The 21,066-nt window shown below is 48.6% G+C and carries 15 protein-coding genes; 2 read left to right on the top strand and 13 right to left on the bottom strand.

The genetic code is table 11. The annotated features are described in order from the left end of the window. Positions 1–20: 20 nt before the first annotated feature. Entirely contained in the window at positions 21–632 is a 612-nt protein-coding gene (locus tag AC58VC_RS32270; protein ID WP_497375065.1) for a DedA family protein, read from the top strand. Positions 633–699: 67 nt separating this feature from the next. Here AC58VC_RS32270 and AC58VC_RS32265 read toward each other — a convergent pair whose 3' ends face one another. After that, a complete protein-coding gene (locus AC58VC_RS32265) occupies positions 700–1,530 on the bottom strand; it encodes a hypothetical protein (RefSeq protein WP_497375063.1) in 831 nt (276 codons plus the stop codon). Between the two features lie 99 nt (positions 1,531–1,629). Further along, positions 1,630–2,853, bottom strand: coding sequence for a multidrug effflux MFS transporter (locus AC58VC_RS32260; RefSeq protein WP_497375061.1), 1,224 nt, complete (start codon positions 2,851–2,853; stop codon positions 1,630–1,632). A 287-nt stretch (positions 2,854–3,140) separates the two neighbouring features. Between AC58VC_RS32260 and AC58VC_RS32255 the strand changes: the two genes are divergently transcribed. After that, on the top strand, positions 3,141–3,746 hold the full coding sequence (locus tag AC58VC_RS32255) for a hypothetical protein (RefSeq protein ID WP_497375059.1): 606 nt from the start codon (positions 3,141–3,143) through the stop codon (positions 3,744–3,746). Positions 3,747–4,210: 464 nt separating this feature from the next. On the opposite strand, the gene AC58VC_RS32250 is transcribed toward AC58VC_RS32255, so the two are convergent. From AC58VC_RS32250 to AC58VC_RS32200, 11 genes are all read right to left on the bottom strand, one after another. Beyond that, entirely contained in the window at positions 4,211–7,783 is a 3,573-nt protein-coding gene (locus AC58VC_RS32250) for an OmpL47-type beta-barrel domain-containing protein (RefSeq protein WP_497375057.1), read from the bottom strand. A 763-nt stretch (positions 7,784–8,546) separates the two neighbouring features. After that, the gene (locus tag AC58VC_RS32245) at positions 8,547–10,181 is read right to left on the bottom strand and encodes a helix-turn-helix domain-containing protein (protein WP_497375055.1); all 1,635 of its coding nucleotides are present in this window, start codon (positions 10,179–10,181) and stop codon (positions 8,547–8,549) included. A 2-nt stretch (positions 10,182–10,183) separates the two neighbouring features. After that, positions 10,184–11,971: a cache domain-containing sensor histidine kinase gene (locus tag AC58VC_RS32240; RefSeq protein WP_497375053.1), complete on the bottom strand. Its 1,788-nt coding sequence runs from the start codon at positions 11,969–11,971 to the stop codon at positions 10,184–10,186. 103 nt (positions 11,972–12,074) lie between these two features. After that, entirely contained in the window at positions 12,075–13,415 is a 1,341-nt protein-coding gene (locus AC58VC_RS32235) for an ABC transporter substrate-binding protein (protein ID WP_161408122.1), read from the bottom strand. A 123-nt stretch (positions 13,416–13,538) separates the two neighbouring features. Further along, positions 13,539–14,366, bottom strand: a complete 828-nt coding sequence (locus tag AC58VC_RS32230) for a carbohydrate ABC transporter permease (RefSeq protein WP_497375051.1) — start codon at positions 14,364–14,366, stop codon at positions 13,539–13,541. A gap of 19 nt (positions 14,367–14,385) precedes the next feature. Then, on the bottom strand, positions 14,386–15,330 hold the full coding sequence (locus AC58VC_RS32225; RefSeq protein WP_497375049.1) for a carbohydrate ABC transporter permease: 945 nt from the start codon (positions 15,328–15,330) through the stop codon (positions 14,386–14,388). A 173-nt stretch (positions 15,331–15,503) separates the two neighbouring features. Further along, complete coding sequence (locus AC58VC_RS32220; protein WP_497375047.1) at positions 15,504–16,949, bottom strand: DEAD/DEAH box helicase; 1,446 nt, start codon at positions 16,947–16,949, stop codon at positions 15,504–15,506. A 111-nt stretch (positions 16,950–17,060) separates the two neighbouring features. Beyond that, positions 17,061–17,924: an alpha/beta hydrolase gene (locus AC58VC_RS32215; protein ID WP_497375045.1), complete on the bottom strand. Its 864-nt coding sequence runs from the start codon at positions 17,922–17,924 to the stop codon at positions 17,061–17,063. Between the two features lie 27 nt (positions 17,925–17,951). Beyond that, positions 17,952–18,944: a FecCD family ABC transporter permease gene (locus AC58VC_RS32210; protein WP_497375289.1), complete on the bottom strand. Its 993-nt coding sequence runs from the start codon at positions 18,942–18,944 to the stop codon at positions 17,952–17,954. A gap of 28 nt (positions 18,945–18,972) precedes the next feature. Continuing rightward, positions 18,973–19,980: a FecCD family ABC transporter permease gene (locus tag AC58VC_RS32205; protein WP_497375043.1), complete on the bottom strand. Its 1,008-nt coding sequence runs from the start codon at positions 19,978–19,980 to the stop codon at positions 18,973–18,975. 10 nt (positions 19,981–19,990) lie between these two features. Further along, positions 19,991–20,992 carry an ABC transporter substrate-binding protein gene (locus AC58VC_RS32200; RefSeq protein WP_497375041.1) on the bottom strand — a complete coding sequence of 334 codons (1,002 nt, stop codon included), beginning with the start codon at positions 20,990–20,992 and terminating at the stop codon, positions 19,991–19,993. Between the last annotated feature and the right edge of the window lie 74 nt (positions 20,993–21,066).

Here is a 21,066-nt window from a genome sequence, read left to right as displayed (position 1 = left end):
AAAGAAGGAGCGAACTCACAGTGAAATTTCTAGGGTTAATTGAACATCTATTTGCTCAGTACGGTTACTTGGTTCTGCTGCTCGGATTGCCTCTTGATGTCATCGCGCTTCCGATCCCTCCTGGCAATACAACCATGACCTATACAGGGTATTTATCTTATAAAGGGGTGCTGCGATGGGCGCCAGCCATGTTATCCGCCTGGACCGGATCGATCATCGGCATGACGATTACCTATTGGATTGGATACAAGCTGGGGACGCCGATTATCGAGCGATTTGGCAAGCTGCTGTTTCTAAAACCCCACCATCTGGACAAGACACGGAGCTATTACGAGAAGTTTGGCAATAAATTGCTGCTTTTCAGCTTCTTTTTACCCGGGATCAGGCAGTTTATCTTCTACTTTGTAGGCATTATACGCATTCCATTCCGCATTTTTGCGCTGTATGCTTTTACAGGTTCTGCTTTATGGGTCGTCGTTTTTTTTGGCATTGGCTATCTGTTCGGCGATCAGTGGCAGGCAATGTTCATGTGGGTGGAGCAATTCTTGATTTATGCGATGATTGGCGTGTGTGCTGTGCTGGCGGGGGTCCTTTTATTTAAATGGCGGAACCGCTTGAAGACGGGGATATAAGAGGATAGAAGGCTCAAAAAAGGTTGCCCCATCGGTCACAGAGATCGATAGAGGCAACCTTCTTCATTTATTGTGGAGTTGCTGTTGGTTCTGGCGCTGCTGGATGACCGGGCTTTCCTTTGAATTTATAACCTTCATGACCCTGACCTGGTTTCATCGAAGGCACTCCGCCTTTGCGTTCAACGAAGCTTTTCAGCTCATCCGTTAAATTATCTTTCAGCTTGGCGATCAGTTGATCCTCTGTGATGCCTTTGTCTTGGGCGATTTCAGCAAGTGACTTTCCTGCTTTGCGCTGCGCAGCAAGCTCGTCTTCCGTAATCCCGAGGATCGCTGCGATTTCAGCGGAATTGCCGAACATCCCGCCAGGCATCATGCTACCACGCGGTTGTACGCTTTTGAAATCCATAACGTGCGGCTTCGACTCCACTATTTTTTTCAAGCGATCCGCTAGACCCGCTTTCATTTTGTCGGCCTGCTCCTGCTTCAATTTTCCGGCTGCGAGTGCGTCATCGATTTTCTTAGTCTCGGCTTCCGTTACTTTGGCTAGAAATGCCTCTTCTGTTAGATTCGCTTTCTCTTGAGCGATTTGCACCAGTGTTTTGCCTTGCTTTATCTCATCTTTCAACACGGCCTGATCAATCCCAAGAATAGCAGCGAAATCGAAGGCGCCGCCTTGACCGAATTCAAAACCACCTTTGCCAGGCCCGTGACCTTGGTTATGTAGACCTCCGCGAAAATCTCTATGCTGGTTATCCTTGACTTTGTCCTTCTGAGGTGCAGGCGTTACCGTGCTCGTCTCATCTGCGAACACCTGGTTATGCTGAAGCACGAGGCCTCCGCCAATGAGCAGTCCTGCTGAGAGCGTTCCGACCAGCACTTTCCTGTGAATAAGCTTCATCCTGTAATTCCACCTTTTTCATGAATTGGTCTATTTGGCTTCAGTATAAAGGGTAAATGTGAAAAAAATGAGAAGCTGCCGCTCATTCAGCAAAAAAGTTTACGCTGTTTTTCTGCCCCTTGTCATCCCTACGAAACAGAGAACTGCCCCTATCTCCATCACAGTAATAATGATGCCTAGCGGAACTGCGGTGTGGCTGCCACCGAGACCAACAAGTGGAGCAATCAGCCCACCAATGATAAAAGAAAGCAGTCCCAGCAGCGCTGCTGCGCTCCCTGCCGTCTTCCCTTGACTCTGCAGAGCGAGTGAAGAAGTAGCGACGGAGACAGGGCCCACGCTGGAAACGATGAAGAAAAAAGCGACAAGGATAGCTGGAAGCCCTGTCCCGATAAGAACGGCGACGAGAAGCAGCAAGCCGCCAAAAGCGGCCATAGCAAGCCCTCCGGCCAGCAAGTGATGATCGCTTACTTTGCCTGCGAGCTTGCCAGTAACCTGACCGGCAATGATGACGCCAAGCCCGTTCACTGCGAAGCAAACGCTGAAAATTTGCGGGGAAACACCGTAAATCTCCTGCAGCACGAACGGCGAGCCGGAGATATAGGCAAACATGCCGGCAAAGACGAGCCCTTGTGTTAGCGCATAGCCCATGAACATGCGGTCTGTGAGGAGGCCGCGAAATGTTCGCAGCGTATTGGCGAGTCCGCCTTTGGAACGGCGATCTAGCGGATGCGTTTCCTTCAAGCCCCACGTTGCGGCTAGGAGCATGAGCACGCCAATAGCGCCTAGAACAAGGAATACACCGCGCCATGATGTGAACTGCAGAATCTGCCCTCCTGCGATCGGCGCAAGAATGGGCGCAGCTCCGTTAACCAGCATAAGCAGCGCAATAAACTTCGTCAGCTCCACGCCTTCGTACATATCACGAACGATCGCACGCGAAATGACGATCCCTGCCGCGCCCGCCAAGCCTTGCACGAATCGCAGGCCTAGGAAAACGCCGATCGATGGCGCGAACATGCACAGGATCGAAGAGATCGCATAGAGGATCAATCCGATCAGCAGTGGCGCGCGCCTGCCGCGCACATCGCTTACAGACCCTGCGATGAGCTGGCCGATGGACAGACCAAGCATACAGGCGGTGAGACTCATTTGTGCGAGTGAGGTACTGGTATGGAGATCGCTGGCCAGATCCGGCAGCGCCGGCAGGTACATATCCAGCGAGAGCGGCCCGAAGGACGCCAGTGAACCGAGCACGAGCACGATCCACAATCGGCTGTAGCGGCCTGCGGACAAGCCTGCCTGGGAAGCCAGTTGGTTAGACATCTTGATCACAACTTTCGTTTAGTAGTTCAATTAAGCTAACATTGTGCTTAGATTTTGTCTAGTGTGAAGAGCAGGTTTCTTGCTTCTGTGAATCAAGTTACATCAAGTTGATATTCCAACGCGAGAATCGTAAGCCCACATGTTTGAACTAGAGTAGCGAGCAGAACCAATAACCAAATTTCTGCCTTTCCACTATAATAAGACCTAACGCGACGAAGAACGTCCCTATTCATCCTTTACGATGAATCAGGGGCGTTTTTTTATGATTACGAATAGGAGACTGCGCTATGAATTCTTTATTTTTTTATGAAAAACATCAAGCTTTCATTGCCTCCCACGCCCTTCGAAGATCAGGAGAGCGAAAGGGAAGACTTGAGCGCGGGCATCTGCATGCGGAAACACTATTTTTGGAAAACGTGTGGTTCCCTATGCACGGACATTTCGATCACTTGCATCCAGAGTATGAAATTTTGGACTGGAGAGGACGCTCTTACTTTGGCGACTTCGCCTATCTGCCGGGAGAGCTCAAGTTCATTTGGGAAATCAAGGGCTTTGGCCCCCATGTGCAAGATATGGACCGCAAACGATACTGCGAAGAACTAAACCGCGAAACCTTCCTCCACGCACTTGGCTTCCGTGTCATCTCGTTCGCTTATGATGACGTTGCTCATCGGCCCGAGTTATGCATGACCTTACTTCGCATCTTGCTCAGCCGTTACCAATCTGCCCCCTCTCCTGTTCATCGATCCCATCTGGCTGAAAAAGAGGTTATCCGCCTACTCCATCAGTTAGCAAGACCTCTACGCCCCAAAGATGTTGAATTGCATTTCGAGATCAACCATAGAACGGCTTTAAAGATGCTTCACTCTCTGTGCAAAAAAGGTTGGCTGTAGCCCATCAGCCCCACCCCAAATGGCAAAATCGTTCAATATGGCCTCGTTCGCGGGATTTTGGACTATCTAGACTAGCAGATGTCACCCCCCGATACTCTGTACGAGCAGATTCATATTGATGACATCCATCCACTACTTCGTACGAGCAGATTCATATTGATTCACCCCTCCACTACTTCGTACGAGCTAAATCATGCATAAAGTTCATGTAAATCGGCGTATACGCACGTTTTCAGGAGACAACATGTAAAAAGTACAGTTAACTTCGCGGTTCTAGCCACTTTATATCTAAAACGCGCAAATTTGATGTACCTTTTACATGATTACTCTTCACAATCCTGCAAATCCAATAATTTGCTGCACTTTCTGCATGTAAATTCTGCAGGCAAATGCCCATCAGGCCCGCTGAACAAAAGAGCCCCCAACACCCTCAGCGGTGTTAGAGGCTCGATCTCAATAACTCCTTACTTTGTCACTTTCACAGTCAGCTTATCACTGGAAGTAACGCCGCCCGCATTAACCAACTCGCAGCGATATTCGTACACGCCTACAGCGCGGCCCGAGATCGTACTCACCGCACTTTGAGCGCTAGGCGAAACTGCGTTTAACGCCTTCGTTTCGATCAGTACACCATTTTCATACAAACGATACTCCGTGGCATTCGTTCCCCACCACATGTTCATCGATACCTTGTAGCTGCCATCTCCATCCCAATTGTCTTGGGAAAGCACTGGCTTGCCTGGCCCTGCATCCGTAATTTTCACAACCAGCGGAGCGCTTGTTGTTGTTCCAAAAGAATTAATCAGTTCACTTGTATACGTATAAGTGCCATTTGCTTTGCCTTTTACTTCTACTTTGGCCGTTTGGGCAGCCGGGGATGCGTCCGTCAGCGATTGCATCTGAATGAGCACGCCATTTTCGTACAATTTGAAGACGGAACCGTTATTACCCCACCACATGTTCATTGTCACTGTGTAGTTACCGTCTTTCAATCCAGTCGCTTGACCGCTATTGTCCGACAACACAGGCTTGCCTGGCGCCCCTAAGGACAACGGCTTCACAACTGTGATCGTTACAGCGCTCGTATGCACTGTTGTTCCATTTAATGTAACAGCTGCTGTTAACTGCGCAGTACCTTCTGCCAACGCGCTCACTTTACCTTGTGCATCAATGGTCGCTACCGCTCCATTATTTGTGCTATAAACAATGACAGCACTACTAAGATCAGCAGCCGTCCCGTTACTTAAAACACCCGCTACATGAGTCGTTGTTGTTTCACCCGGTTTGAGCGAAATCGCATTAGCCGAAAGCGTTGCTTGGCTGAGAACTACGTTCGCGCTCACAGTAAACGGCACAGTCGCTTGCGCAGCATTACCAGCAGCGTCAACAACACGGTAGCCTACAGTGTGTGCACCAGGTGTTAGGCTGCCTGCTGCAATGGATTGGCCGCTGTTGATTACCGCGCCATCTAATAGCAATGTCTGCTCGGCTACGCCTGAAAGTGCATCTGTACTAGCTAATACAAATGTTAATGTATCACCATACGTAACATCTCCAACCGCGTGACCAGATTGCGTTAACACGGCCGCTGGAGCGGTTTTATCCAGCTTCACTTGCAAGGATTTTACAGCTTCCTCATTCCCTGCCGCGTCTGCAGAGGAGTAAGCAATCGTATTCGTGCCTTCCGTTTGAATCACGACTGGCGCCTCATAAGGAACCGCAGCACCGCCGTTCAAGCTGATTTTCGTTGTTAAAGCGCCCGCCGTATCATCCACTGCTGACAAAGATACGGTCACATCTTCGTTATACCAGTCCTCACTGTTCGCTGAGCCAGACAAGCTCGCTGTCGTAACAGGCGCTGCTGTATCGGCTGCAACTGTGAAGTCGCTTAAACCTCTTGGCTTCAATTGGAATACGCCTTTAAAAATAGCAGCGACACCCTTGATGTTCACCGTTTGTCCCGCTTGGTAAGGGAATGAACTCAGTGTCAAACCCGTTCTTACATCAACACGGATGTGATTGCTCACTGAACCTTTGACCGCATCAAATTCAAAAGATCCTGCCGGCGTAGCGCTAATGATATTACTCACGGTAACATCGCTAAGTTCAACCAATTGTCCTTGATTGTCATTCGTTACTGCTGCCGCAGCTATTGGAGCTGGAAGTGCTGCAACGCCTGTTTTTTCAATGGCAACTGGATCCGCTAGCTCCAGCTCTGTATTGAATACAGCCGTAGATGCTGTAATCTTCACTTTATCCCCTTGATGAAAGCCGCTCAGACTTTGGAACACGTAGATTCCGCCTGTTTCATCCTGCAGGTAGAATGCCTGACCGCCAAAAGCACCCGGTTCTGTCGTCACGACCCCTTCCACAGTCACCAACGTGCCTGCTGCTTTACTCCGAGCATCGGAGATATCGATCTTCGCTGGGATTGGGTTTTGCTCTTCTGGTAAAGACTCAGCAGGTACGTTGCCTAGGGTAACGCCTTCGGTTTTCAGGTTCGTAGAAGCTTGACGCAGGCGCAAATTCGCTGCAGCCGTCGTTCCAGGCTTAACACGAACCAACAGATCCTTCGTTGCATGACCATTGATATCCGAGGTCACGCTGAACTGTGTACTATATCCATATGCTGTAGGCCATGTGCCGTCGGCATTCTGAACCATCGCAATTTGCGTGCCACCGCTAACTAAATAAATACCTACATTGAACCCCGTAACCGTCGTAGACGGAGGAAGGTTATCCACGACAACGCGCAGTGGGAAATCCACGGCATTCGGCAGCGTTGCTTGATGCACGAAGCTGTAAGCTGCGCTCGCCGTCGCCGCAGGGCCGCCATAGGAACCCGCCTTGAAAGTGCTGCGGTCGTACCATTTGTAGCCGGCATTCGGTGCCGCCCACGGCTCTGGCTGTGGCTCCGTGGAGGCAGCTGGCGCTTCGAAAGGCAGCAGCGCCGTCGGCTGATCCAACTGCAAGCCGCTTACTTCCGACAGGCTCGTGTAGCTTTCTTTTTTCGCCAGCCAATTCACCATATTAACAAGCAGGACGCCGTCGTCCACTTCTTTGAAACCGTCATAAGTCGTCTTTTTCGCGCCTGTATCTTCACGCAAATACTTCGGTGTCGCATCCTCCACCGGTGAGGAGTCGCCGATGAATGCGGCTTTACCTGCGCCTGACTTGGCTATGGCGACAAAAGGGCCTTCCGCCACGCCGCCTCCGTTATATACACCTTGATCGACCGCATTTGCCCAAGCCTCATTCGTTTGCGGTAAGTACGCAATTCCTTTGGCCTTGGTCGGATCAATGATCGCTAGCGTTGATCCCGCATGCATTGCTACACTAGAAACACCTGTAGTAATACCGAACGACTGCTGAGGCGACACAATTTGGTTCGCATTAATATCACCTAAAGCGTTATAGCGGAAACGCAAACCAAACTCAGTTGCTAACCAGTCCGAGCTAGCTACATCCTGCATAGCTGATGAGGAGCTCTCTTCAGCGCTCATGCCGCTGGCTGGATTCGTCCACGCGCCACGACGATAGCCGTTGAATACTTCCGAACCGTCCCAACGGTTCTTGTTGCGGTCCGCATTGTAGTGATCTCCAATGAAGAAGATACTTCCGCCGCCCTGCACATACTGCGCAAGAGCCGCCTGCTCGCTCGTTTTATAAGGAACATTAGACTCAGCTACGACAAAAACGTCATAACCGCTCAAATCACTAAGTGTGATGGGTGTTGTTTTACGTAATTCTTTAACATAGTAGCCGTTATTCGCTAACGCGTTCCCAAAATCAGAAAAAGCACCGTCGATCACCCAATCCGCTGCACCAGCGGTTTGTTCATGCGTGTTATCAAACAGTACCTTCTTCCCTGCATTTTCGTTGACAACTTTCGCTTCAATGAATGGAGCCGGATCACTTGGCCCTTCCGCCATTGCCGCCTGCCAGCTGCTTGTAGCCAGCACTTGTAGAGGTAGCGCTACCGTTAAGGCCAGCACCGCTTTTATCGCTTTTGCTTTCCATCCCGCTCTCTTACCCATTACAATTTCCTCCCTTATCATCTATGTGACAAGCCATGTACCGCCCCTTATTTTACCATGGTTCAAAAAGGGATAGTGCATTTTTTTTGTAAACATAAGGAAATTTGTGTAAGCTGACAAAGGCTTTGACGTTTCTTACTAGACTGCAGTCACGAAACAATATTCACGAAAGCAACGTTAGGACTGTCGCCATCTTCACTGGGACTAAGCATTGACCGGATGCACGAAAAACCTAGCGGGAACCGCCAGGTTTCTCTGTGTTATGTCTTATTTCCGTCAAGTGCAGCCATAAACGTAACCAGTCAATTCAGCCAGATCTCTCGCTTCGCGCGGCCTGTAACGATGTTTTTCATCGTTGCGGCTGCCTCCGCTGGCCCTATCGCCTCAGTAACGATGTTTTTCATCGTTACTGCCATATCAACCACAGCTCTCTCGCTTCGCGCGGCCTGCAACGATGTTTTTCATCGTTGCGGCTGCCTCCGCTGGCCCTCTCGCCACTGTAACGATGTTTTTCATCGTTACAGCCATATCAAACGCCAGATCTCTCGCTTCGCTCGGCCTGCAACGATGTTTTTCATCGTTGCGGCTGCCTCCGCTAGCCCTCTCGCCACTGTAACGATGTTTTTCATCGTTACAGCCATGTCAAACGCCAGTTCTCTCGCTTCGCGGGCCTACAACGATGTTTTTCATCGTTGCGGCTACCTCCGCTGGCCCTCTCGCAGCAGTAACGATGTTTTTCATCGTTACTGCCACTCCCACCGCCTTACGACGTAGGCTGAGCCCCCTTGGTCTGACCGCGGAAAGCATTGGGCACCGTCCCGGTATGCGCCTTGAACAGCTTCCCGAAATAATTTTTATTCTCGTAGCCGAGCATGTCGGAGATTTGTTCCACGGTTTTATCCGTGATTTCCAGAAGCTCCTTCGCCTTCTCCATCTTCATCCGCGTCACATACTCCACGAAATTCTCACCGGTTTCCTTCTTGAAAAGCCGACTCAAATAACTCGGATGAAGGTGAAGGTGCGCCGCAGCGTCTTCGAGCGATATTTTCATATGCAAATGATTATAGACGAACCGCTGACACTCCAGAATCTCACGGTTGTGCGACTCACGGTACACCTGCCCAGCCCACTGAATCGCCTGCTGCAGATAATCCTTCAGCCACAATTCCAGCTCTCGTACAGACGATAGTTCATGCACATCATGATGCAAAAGCTCAGAAGAAAACGTCGACTGGTAATGCTGCAGCGATTTGAGCCGCACACGCACATCGAGAATCATCTTCAGCAGCCATTCCTTCACTTCCATAGGCCGAAACCGATGGTACTGGATGAAATCAATCCATTTCGAGACGTACATATCGATTAAATCGGACCGTTCATCGAACACCACGCTTCGGAACTCATCCAGCGTCTGAGCATACTCTGCAAGCAGCAATCCCCCGTCTCCGAAGACTTCCCGAACATGCTCCAGCTTCATCACTGAGCTTTCCGGCAGGTAGAACCGTGAGCTCCGCCCTTCTACCATCCGCTTCAACTGCTCCTTCAAGGAACGTACATCCTTGGCTGGACTTCCTGTTATGAAAGAGAATGCCACCTTCGCATATTGCTGCAAACAGTTTTGTAGATGACGCAGCGTCTGCTCGACTTTCTGACTGTTATTGACATGCATGCTGCCATATTGCGGGAATAACAATATAATTTCGCCCGTATCATAGGTGAACAATGTGATTTCCTTCTGATCAACGAGCAGCTCTTCAATGATATTTTGAATCGTATAATCGAATAAATCCTTGGATTGGAAGCGCTGATTCGCCTCCTTCACCCGGTTGGCATATCCGAACACCGGCAGCACCCCGTGCTGTCCAAGACGAAGGCCGAAACCTTCCGCTTGCTGGCTCCACTCCACCGAATCAAACAACGGCTCATTGACCGTACTCCGGATAAAATGGCGCTTGGACGAGCCGCGGTGCAGCGCAGCCTCCCTCTCGAGCTTACGGCTCTTGGACAGCACGTGATCCTCGGCATCAAGCTGCTCCTTCAGTCTGCCAAGCACCTCAGAAATGTTGCTTATATTCATCGTTTCTTTCAGGATATATTCGCTCACGGAAAGTTTCATCGCTTTTTGCGCAAAGTGAAAATCATCGTGGCAAGAGAGAATGACCGCCTTGATATGAGGGTCCCCCTCACGGAGCGATCTGATCAAATCTAAGCCATTCATTTCTGGCATGCCGATATCACTGATCAGCACATCGGTTTTGGAACGCCGTCCAGCTTCCAGGGCATCGAGCGGATTCTCGAAGGCTCCTGCCAAACGAAACCCGAGTTCTTCCCATTTGATCGCTGAGCTCAAAAATTCAAGTACAGGTAAATCATCATCGACAATCATGACTGTATACATGCTTAGCCCTCTTTTCCTGTCTGCTGCGGAAAGCGCAGGACAATCTGCGTTCCCTGATCTGGCCCGCTTCCTATTTCATAATCGAATCGATGGCCGTAGATGATGCGAAGGCGCTCTAATACATTTTGCAAACCGATACCAGACAAGGATGGACTTCGGGAAGCATGGTGATGCTTCGTAGGCAGCGTTACAAGATGTGAGCGAAGCTCTTCCAAACGCTCGGGTGTCATACCGACACCCGAATCCCTTACCTCGAGCTGAAGCCGCCCATCCTCACATATCCTTGAGGCGATTGTAATTTCTCCAGGTTTGCTTTTTAGCCCATGAATATAGGCATTTTCGATGAGCGGTTGTAGTAGAAACCGGGGGATCTCAATCAGAAGCGTGTCGGAAGCTGCCGAAATACGAAGGTTCACCCGATCCCCGTGCCTGGAATTGAGAAGTCGAACATAGTGCTCGATGATCTCAATCTCCTCATGCAGCGGGATATATTCGTTATTCCGATTAATGGTCATCCGCAAGAGCGACGATAGGGAAGAGATCAATTCCGCGTTCTCGGAATCCCCCTTCATCATAATTTTCAAACGGATGGAATTCAGCACATTAAACAGAAAATGCGGATTGATTTGCGCTTGCAGCATCGCTAACTCCGCCATGCGCTTGAGTTCCTGCTCGCGGCGGTTTTCCTCGAGCATCAGCTCGATACGGTCAATCATGCGGTCAAACACATACCCAAGCCGGCCCACTTCATCCACACCGCTGATGTTGGAGCGTTCGCCGAGTTGACCGGATTCAATCCGGACAACCGTTTGGACAAGCCGCGCAATCGGTTTGGTGAGCGTACGCACCATATATAGTAAAGTAACGGCAAATAAGATCAAGAAAAATAGCTGAATTAGAAAATCTGTTTTCCGAAAAGACTCAATCTTATGTGCTGCTGCTTTATAAGGGCTCATATTAACAAGCTGCCACTCAGGCGTAACATGGCTGCTGAGCAGAATATAATCTTCTCCCGCCACCTTCACAAAAGAGGACCCATCCTCTTTGGGAATCTGATCATAATAGGGGAAAATCGTACCGATGGTCGAGGAATCTTTATCGACCAGGATGCGTCCCTGTTGATCAACAATCGCCATAGATTCATTATTGTGATACTGATTGAAAAGATCTTGCAGCAAGCGGGGATCCAGGCCCACAATCACATATCCATAAGTGACATCGTTCTTACGAAGCGGCTTGGCTGCAGACAGCAGGTACGGCTGATTCGTCAATTCGCTGTAATTGGGCTCGGCCCCGATCCACAATACATTGTAGCCGGATACTTGTTCAACCGCGCTAAACCAGCTTTTTTTCATAAAATCTGTCGGATTAAAAGCAAAGGTCGTGTAGGATGCGACATACTCCTTGTTGGGCAGCAAAACCGTCACACTCAAATTGCCGAAGGAATCGATAACCGTTGACATTCTTTTGGCTATCGTCTGTTTATATTGCAAAACATCTCCCTTATCAGTTCCCTCATTGGCTCTGCCTAATTCCCGAATGGAAGGCTGCAATTCCTCGTCAAATTGAATGAAATTCATGACATAAATCATATTTTTTATCTGGGCATTAACAATTTGACTCACAATCCGATTCGATTCGCGTGAGGAATCTGTCACCTGTGATCTTACGGCATCCCTTGTAAACAAGCTGGAGACGTTCATGGATACAACGGATGGCAGAACGAGACAAACCAGAATCGTCAGCACCAATTTATTGCGTAAAGATAACCTGCGAAGCCAACCTGGCACTGCGTTCTCCTGCCTTTCGAATACACCTTTGGAAATGGGAAAAAGAGGAGCCCAAGGCCTCCTCTTTTCATTATAGCAATAATCTTGCGCGATTCGTTACTTCTTACTTCGCGTTGCTCTTACGGATATCTTCAATTTTCGTTTTAGCCGTTTGAATTGTTTTCTCCAGATCTTGTTTGCCTGTCAAGAACAGCTCAACTTGCGTTAAGTATTCTTTCTCTTGTTGCAGCGCGTAAGTTGGAGGAACAACCAGTTTCGTAGCTTTGTTGACTTTCAAAGTAGCAAGCAAGGACTCTTTATCGATCATAGCAACTTGATCTGGTTTGCCGCTTTTCAAAATCGCATCAACGTTTTTCTCAACATCAGCTTTTTTCCATGCGGAGAAGAATAGACCTTGTGTTTGAATACCTTCTGTTGTGTACCATTTCACGAAATCATAAGCCGCTTGTTTATTTTTGGAGTTCGCAGCTACACCCATGAAGTCAGCGCCTACTTCTGTCAGACCGTTTGGATCTTTGGCGTCAAATTTCGGATATGGAGCAAACACAGTTTTGAATTTCGCGTTCAGGGAAAGCTCGCCAACCATCCAGTTACCTGTTGCTAGCATAGCTGTTTTACCGCCGTAGAACACATCACGGTAAGCCATTTTTTGCGATACAACTTCAAAGTAAGGTACGGATGTTTTATCTACGTTCTCCATTTTGTTTCTTAGATCAAGGGAGTAACGAACTTTTGGATTGTCGATGTTTTGCGTACCATCGGATTTCACCAAGTATGGGTTCTCCATGTCATTGTTCAGACCAAGCAGCGCGTAGTCTTTCCAGTTATGGAAGTAGGATCCGTAAGCTTTGGAAGCCCCTTCACCTTTGGTCAACTTCTTAGCGTACTCTGCATATTGATCCCATGTCCACTCTGTTGGAACAGGAAGCTTAGCTTCATCGAGCTTGTCCTTGTTCAAAAGAACGAACCATTCAATCATTTTACCTGGCAGTGCATAGTATTTACCGTTTACTACTGGATCAAGCTTGTATTCGTCTTTTACAACAATGTTATCTTTTTTCAGGTAATCATCAAGCGGCTCCAGAATTCCTGCGCCTACACGTTGAGCGAAATCAGATGCGCTGGAATACATCACAACGTCCATTTGCTCGCCTGAAGCAGCTAGAAGGTCAAGTTTTTTCATTCCTTCTTGGGAATCGCCTTTTTCGGACATGCTTTCATATACGACTTTTACGTTCGGGTGCGACTTGTTGTAAGCATCAACAGTGGCATTCCAGTTCCCTTGCGCTTCCGTATACCAACCTTGGACTTTAATAGTAACAGGAGCTTTCGTTCCGCCCGCAGCACCACTATCAGCAGCAGGTTTTTCGCCTTTATTACCACAGCCTGCAAGTGCAGCACTGATAGCAAGCACACCGCTTAATACTAGTAAACTCTTTTTCATAGGAAACCCTCCAAGTGAGCTCTGATTTGGTTGAAAACCTTTACATGATCGATCGTATCAAACTTACAGTGAGCACACGAGGCACTATTTTAACCTCATGCACTCTTATTTTGACTTTTTGGATTAACCCTTCACGCCACCCATCGAAATGCCTTCGATAACCTGCTTTTGTCCAATGATGAAAATGATCAGAAGCGGAACGATAGCCGATACCGATGCAGCCATGATAAGCGAGTAGAACTCACCGTTCAAGTCAGCGAAAGACCGGATGCCTAGCGGAAGCGTGAATAAATCTTTGGTTCTAAGGAAAATCAACGGGTTCTGGTAATCGTTCCATGTCCAGATGAAACGCAGAATCGCATACGTAGCAATGGCCGGACGCACAAGCGGCGTACAGATAGACCAGAAAATTCTTATATGACCCGCTCCATCCATCCGAGCTGACTCCATGTACTCATCGTGAATACCCAGATAGAACTGACGAAGCATGAATGTTCCGAGAACACTGAAAGAACCTAATAGAATTAAACCAAAGTGACTGTCGAACAACCCGATCCAGCGGAAAAGCAGGAACTGTGGAACGAGAATGGCTTGGCTGGGAATCATATAGATCGCCAGAATTAGCACGAAGAGCGCGCCCCGACCGCGGAATTTGATTTTCGAAAAGGCATAAGCTGCCATAGAAGAAAGTAAGACGGATAACGCCGTTGTTAATACGGAAACCTTAATGGAATTCCAATAATATAGCGAGAATTTTGTTTCCCAAACTGCTTTATAGTTTTCAATCACATTCCAATGCTGCGGGATCCACTGAATCGGATAGGCGAACACGTCGGCTTCTGGCTTCATGGATGCGGAGATCATCCAAAGGAATGGTGACATAAATAGTATGCCAACGACTAGCATGACTAATGTAAGGAGAGTTTTTTTCAACTTTTGATTCTTGTCCATTGTGGTATTCCTCCTTCTCTTAGTAGTTCACCCATCTACGTTGTCCCAGCCATTGTACAAGTGTTATCAGAAGCACAAGCAACAGAAGTACAATTGCCATAGCAGAGGCATAACCGGATTGCAGGTTAACAAAGGCTGTTTCGTATAGACGATAAACGACCACAGTCGTGGAGTTCGCTGGTCCACCGCCAGTAAGGACTGAGATAACGTCAAACGCTTTAAAGGTACCGATAATCCCCGTTACTAGCAGGAAGAATGTTGTTGGTGACAGAAGAGGTACGGTGATGCTCATAAGTTGTCTGAACTTAGACGCCCCGTCAATATCGGCTGCCTCATAGAGATCTTTGGGAATGGACTGCAAGCCAGCCATGAAAATAATCATGTTATAACCGATACTGATCCAAACCATAAGACCCATTACACAGTACAAGGCAACATCCGGGTCAGCAAGCCATTTCGGCGGATTCGCAAAGCCTAAATCCATCAAAACTTGGTTAATTGGACCGTACGTTGGGTGAAACAACACCTGAAACACGATCGCTACGGCAACAACGCTAGAAATGTAAGGAATAAAGTAAACAACTTTGAAGAAATCTTTTAAATAGATTTTTTTATCGATGACAACCGCTAGAAGAAGCGAAAATACAAGAGTTAACGGAACGACGATCATTAGAATCATGTTGTTCTTCAGGGATAGTAAGAAGACGGAATCGTGCACAAGCTTGATAAAGTTATCTAAGCCGAGAAATTTCACTTTCGAAAATCCGGCAACAAAGTTCCAATCCGTGAAACTGAGGAAGAAGGACGCAATAATTGGAAATAAAGTAAAGACGAATAGTCCGAGTACCATTGGAGCAACGAACGCATATCCGATCAGGTCCTCACGTATTTGCGCCATCGAACTTCTGCGTTTCACTTTCGCATGTGAAAGGGTGCTCGAATGTGTATGTGTATTGTTAGCCATATGATTATTCACCCCATGTGTTGTGTTTTCTATAGTCTACCCTGCGAGGGAGGATCGGGTAAGTCAAATAATTTACTCGTTTGAGTAAAATTTTAACCTTCAATGGCCCCTTGAACTCCCTCTACACACGAAAAAAATCCGCTAAGCCATTTGGCCTATCGGATATTCTCTCCTTATTTATTTGCTTCATGCACCTTCAATAGTTTCCCCTTGATCGTTGTGTTCTTCATGATTCTGAGCACCAGCGGACCCTTGCCGTTCAGTATATCCACATACGAAACGTTGTCCTGAATCGTAATAATGCCGATATCTTCTGCCGTCACGCCTTCGATCTTAGCTAATGTCCCAACGAAGTCTACCGCTCTGATCTTTTTCTTTTTCCCGCCGTTAAAATAGAGCTTCATGATACCCTTGTTCAATTGGTCGCTTCTATCTCTCTTGATGATTGGCGTTGCTTGCATCTTTCGCTCAAAGGCTGGCAAGCCCTGCGCGATTTCCCCCTCCGTGGGAGCGTCTTTGCGCGGAATCTCGAAGCCAAGATATCCTTCGATCTCTGCCACATGTCTCAGCTCATTCGGAGTAACGAATGTGATAGCTTTGCCTGCCTTGCCTGCTCGGCCAGTTCTTCCGATCCGGTGGACATAACTTTCCTTCTCTAGCGGCAGGTCATAGTTAATGACGTGAGTGATATCTTCCACATCAATCCCGCGTGCCGCGACATCCGTAGCCACCAGGAAACGGAACTCGCCTCTTTTGAATGCGTTCATAACCAGGAATCGATCGTCCTGTATCATGCCACCGTGGATTTTGTCACACGGATACTCAAGCAGATCCAGCTCCTTGAAGACATCATCCACATGTTCTTGCGTTCTGCAGAAAATGATGCAATTGTCAGGATTCTCTGTCACGAAGACATCTTTAAGCACATTAAATTTCTCTGTTTCTTTCACGGTAATCAGCGCGTGTTCAATCTGGACCTTCGCCGCTTCCGGCGTTTGAATTTCAATATCTATCGGGTTATGCATATATTGATGACATAATTGTTCCACGTCTTGCGGGAGTGTTGCCGAGAATAGCATCGTCATACGGTCCTCTCGAACCTCATCTATGATTGCTCCCACCTGCTCAATGAAACCCATCCGCAGCATCTCGTCCGCTTCATCAATAACAAGCATCTTGACCTTCTCCAAATCCAGCGTGCCCTTCTGAATATGATCCAGCACACGTCCCGGGGTACCGACAACGACATGGCACTTCTGGTGAAGCTCCAGCTTCTGTTTGGCAAAAGGCTGCTTGCCGTATAGCGCTACCGCTTTAATCCGCTTGAACCGCCCAATGTTCGTGATATCCTGCTTCACCTGATCCGCGAGTTCTCGCGTCGGTGTCAGAATTAGCGCCTGCGGCCGATTCTCTTCCCATTCTACCAACTCACAAATCGGAATTCCGAAAGCCGCCGTCTTCCCGCTTCCCGTGCGCGACTTCACCGTGAGATCCTTCTCCTGAAGTGCAATCGGAATCACTTCGTGTTGTACGTCAGTTGGCTGTTCATAACCTAAGCTCTGCAAGGCCCGAACAATATCCTCGCTTAATTGATAATCCGTAAAACTTCTTAATGCCACTAAATAACTCCCCTTCGGTTCTCTTTCCTCCAACTATCTCATAATCCCACCAAAAAAACCATCAGAAGCGGCAACGGACGCCTAAACGGATGGTTTTTAATGAAGGTTCTCTTATTTAACCCAGCGTAACGCGCGGCTGACAAGTGCAGGAAGCACAGAGACATGCCCTTCCCCTTCAAACTCGTTGAAAGCTACATGCAGCTTGTTCATGGGCAGCTGGGCCATTCTGTTGTAAAGCTCTCGAGCATTCGCATTCATATTGCTAGGATGCGAGCCTTCAAGCTCGCCAACCGTAATCAAGAGGTTAAGCCGCATTTCGGTGTCATCCAAATAGGAGAGAAACTGTTCCTCTTGCTCCCGCAGCAGCATTTTATTCCAATGGATAGAAGGACTTCCAGCTACATAGGTCTGAAAAGTCTGCGGCCTCGTGAACAACGTTTGCAGCACGAAGAGTCCACCAAGCGAATGCCCGAAAATCGTCTGTCGGCTGCGGTCAATGGCATAATGCCGTTCGATGTCAGGCTTCAGTTCTCTTTCAATAAAGTCTCTGAAGGCCTCCGCTCCGCCGACCTCTGGCCATACTTGTTTGTCGCCTCGGACCGGTAAAGCTTCCAGCACTTCCTTGGGCGTCGGCATCGTGAAATCATAAAACCGTGAAGGGTCGAACGGCTCATCGCACGGATAGCCGATGCCAACGATGACTGCTGGATAGACGCCTGTTATCTCCGATCTGCGCGATTGTACGCGCATCGCTTCCACCATCGTAGCAAACAACGCGTTGGCATCAAGCAAATAGATGACCGGAAAGCCCTGCGGCGGAGGCTCCTGTGCAGGTGTCGCTACATTGATCTGATAAGTCCGTTTGCACAACTCACTGTGCAGAAGGAATTGTTCCGCGTTCCGTATCGAAAATGGCTGGCGGACCCTCTTGTCTGATGACGGTTGACTGGAAAGGATAGGATCGATCGGTATCATTTTGCAACCTCTTTTCTTTATGTTAACTCAACGCCGATGCTTATTTCGATAGAGCAGCCACACAAAATACGGCACGCCAATGATGGCAATGACGACACCAACTGGCATCTCAACAGGTGTAAATACGGTCTTCGCAATGAAATCGGAGACCATAACCAGCAGCGCCCCTGCCACGGCGCTTGCCGGCAGCAGACGTCGGTGCGCCTGACCGACTAGGCGCCGCGCAATGTGCGGAGCCATCAGCCCGATAAAGCCGATGCCGCCCGATACGGACACACAGGCGCTGACGATGCCGATGCTGCTAAGCAGGAGGACGGCTTTCTCTTTATCGGCGGCGACACCCAAACCGAGGACGCTGTCCTCCTTCAGCTGGAACACATCCAGCACTGAGGACCGAAGTATCAGGATGGGGCTAAGCACCATTAACCATGGTAGCATCGAAATGATGTACTTCCAGTTCGCATTATAGATGCTGCCAGATACCCATACGGCAGCCATCTCGAAGTCTTTGGCATTCATTTTAAGCGTAATGAACACCGTCGCAGCCGATAAACCGGAGGCAATGGCGATGCCTGTCAGCAGCATCCGCTGCGATTCCAGCTTGCCATTAAGTTTGGAAAAAGAATAGATCAGGAGCGCTGCCCCGAGCCCTCCGATCAAGCCCACAAGCGGCATGGCCAAGATGGCCGCCCACCCGGTTCCCTTGACCTTCCCTTGGAAGAAGAACAGGAAAATGACAATCGCAAGCCCTGCCCCCGCGTTAATGCCAAGAATGCCAGGGTCAGCGAGTTGGTTGCGGGTTACGCTTTGGACGACTGTCCCAGCTATCCCAAGACCCATCCCGACCAGGATGGCTATGATAATCCGAGGCAGTCTGAATTCCAGGATGACGAGATCATAGTCATGCTGCGGATCAATGCGCAGCAGCGTACGTACGATATCTCCCAAAGAGATATCAAAAGCACCATTCGTTAGTGATACGTATGCCGTCAGTAAAATAAGGCAGAGACCAAAAAGCATTTGAATCACAAAACGTGTATTAGTTCTTCTATCGATTAGACTCCCCTCCCCGCGTACGGATCAGGTATAGGAAGAAGGGCACGCCTATTATGGCGGTCACAACACCGATTGGCATCTCAAAGGGGTAATTCAGGAATCTGCTGAGAACATCACACAATGCCAGGAAGACGCCCCCAATAACCGCTGCGCAGGGAACAATCCATTTGTAATCAATACCGACAAGAAAACGAGTAATATGAGGAACAAGCAGACCAACGAAGCCGATTTTCCCAGCAATAGCGACCGATATCCCCGTTAGTAGGATCACGCTAAGCGTAACCAGAATTTTCACTTGTGTTGTTCGCTGTCCGAGTGACAAGGCGATTTCCTCACCTAACGACAGGATTGTAACCGACTTCGACATCCAGATAGCTAGAATGAGTCCAACGATGGCAAAAGGTATCGCCAGCATGATCAGCTTGGGATCCAGTTGATGCAAACGCGCATTGTACCAGAAGCTAATATTTTGCGACACTTGGAAATACATGGCGATTGCCGCAGAGACGCTGCTCAAAAAAGTCCCAATCAACGTACCCAATATAGCCAATCGCACCGGAGACAGACCTCCCGGCAATAAGGAGGCAAGACCGAACACAATAACGATGCTGAGCGCCGAGCCTGCAAAGGATGAGGCGATCATCGCCATCGTTGATGCGTAAGGCGCTGCGACCATACAAATCGTCACCGCGAACGCCGAACCATCGGATATCCCCATAATGGAAGGGGATGCCAGATAATTTCTGGTCATCCCCTGCATAAGAGCACCGGATACAGCTAGGAAAGCGCCGACGAGCAGCGCCCCTATTACTCTTGGCAGCCTGCCGTGGATAATAATCTGATGATCAACATTGCCGGCATCAAAGTGAAGAAAAGCATCCATGATAAAGCTTATATCTATATTTTTAGCGCCGTACAAGATCGATAATAACATGGTCCCTAGCACCGCAAACGGAGCTACCGCTAGAATCAGCGTCGGTGCGTAAACTCTCAATTTCATCGCTTAACACTCACTTTGCTTGAACAAGTTTGCTGCTGCTAAGAGCCTCAAGGAACTTAATTTTGCTATATGCTGTCCCGCCTTGCGTCAATGGATCTACAAGATTTGTATACAACTGACCATTCTTAACGGCATTCACGCTTTTGAAAATGGGATTATTTTTCAGCTCTTCGAACACCTTAGGTGTTTCTTTATTTTCATCCTCGGAAAATTGCACGAAGAGATAGTCCGGATTGATTTCGGACAGCTTCTCAAGCGAAATATTTTGCTGTGCTTTCGCCTGCTTTACTTCCGCAGGAACCGCTGCGCCAAGCTCCGCATAAATGGAAGGATTGAAGAATACATCCTCTGGATAAATGAACATGCTGCCGGAGCGTACGCGCAGAACCAGCACCTTTTTATCCTTCAAAACAGGACCTATTTTATCTTTCAGTGCCTGCGCATCTGTTTTGTACTTTTGTAGAACCTGTTTGGCTTGCTCCTGTTTGCCTGTCAGCTCGCCAAGCAGCATCAAGTTATTTTCCCAATCCGTTGAGATGTGGGAAACCGGAATGGTTGGCCCGATTTTGGCCATTTTCTCAATTGTTTCAGCCGGGAATTTGGTGCTCATTAAGATAACATCAGGCTTTAGCTTCAAAATAGTTTCGAGACTTGGCTGCGTTTTCTCACCAACGCCCTCAGCTTTCTCCGTAATGGAGGCGAATAAAGGCGGGAATTTCCCTCCCACAGTTATAGCGCCCACAGGCTTCACGTCCAACAACAGCGCATCCTCCATGGATTCCAGTGCACCCGTAATGACAAGCTTCTCCGCCTTCGCGGGTACGGTATATTCTTTGCCGCCATATGTAATGACCCTCGGACCTGTTGATGCAGGTGTTGCTGCTGCTGAACTACTTGTCTTCTCAGGAGCGGCAGTGCCCGCTGCTGCAGGAGCAGTCTCCGACTTACCTCCACATGCAGTTAGTCCCAGTACAATTAACGCCGACAAACCAAGTGTTACCATTTTCTTCATAGTGCCTCTTCCCTTCTCTATCCGACTCCATGGATTCAATTGATAATCATTCTCATTAAATTATAGAGGAAGAC

This window comes from Paenibacillus sp. J22R67 (assembly GCF_059692175.1).
This window is presented reverse-complemented; position numbering and strand designations above follow the sequence as displayed.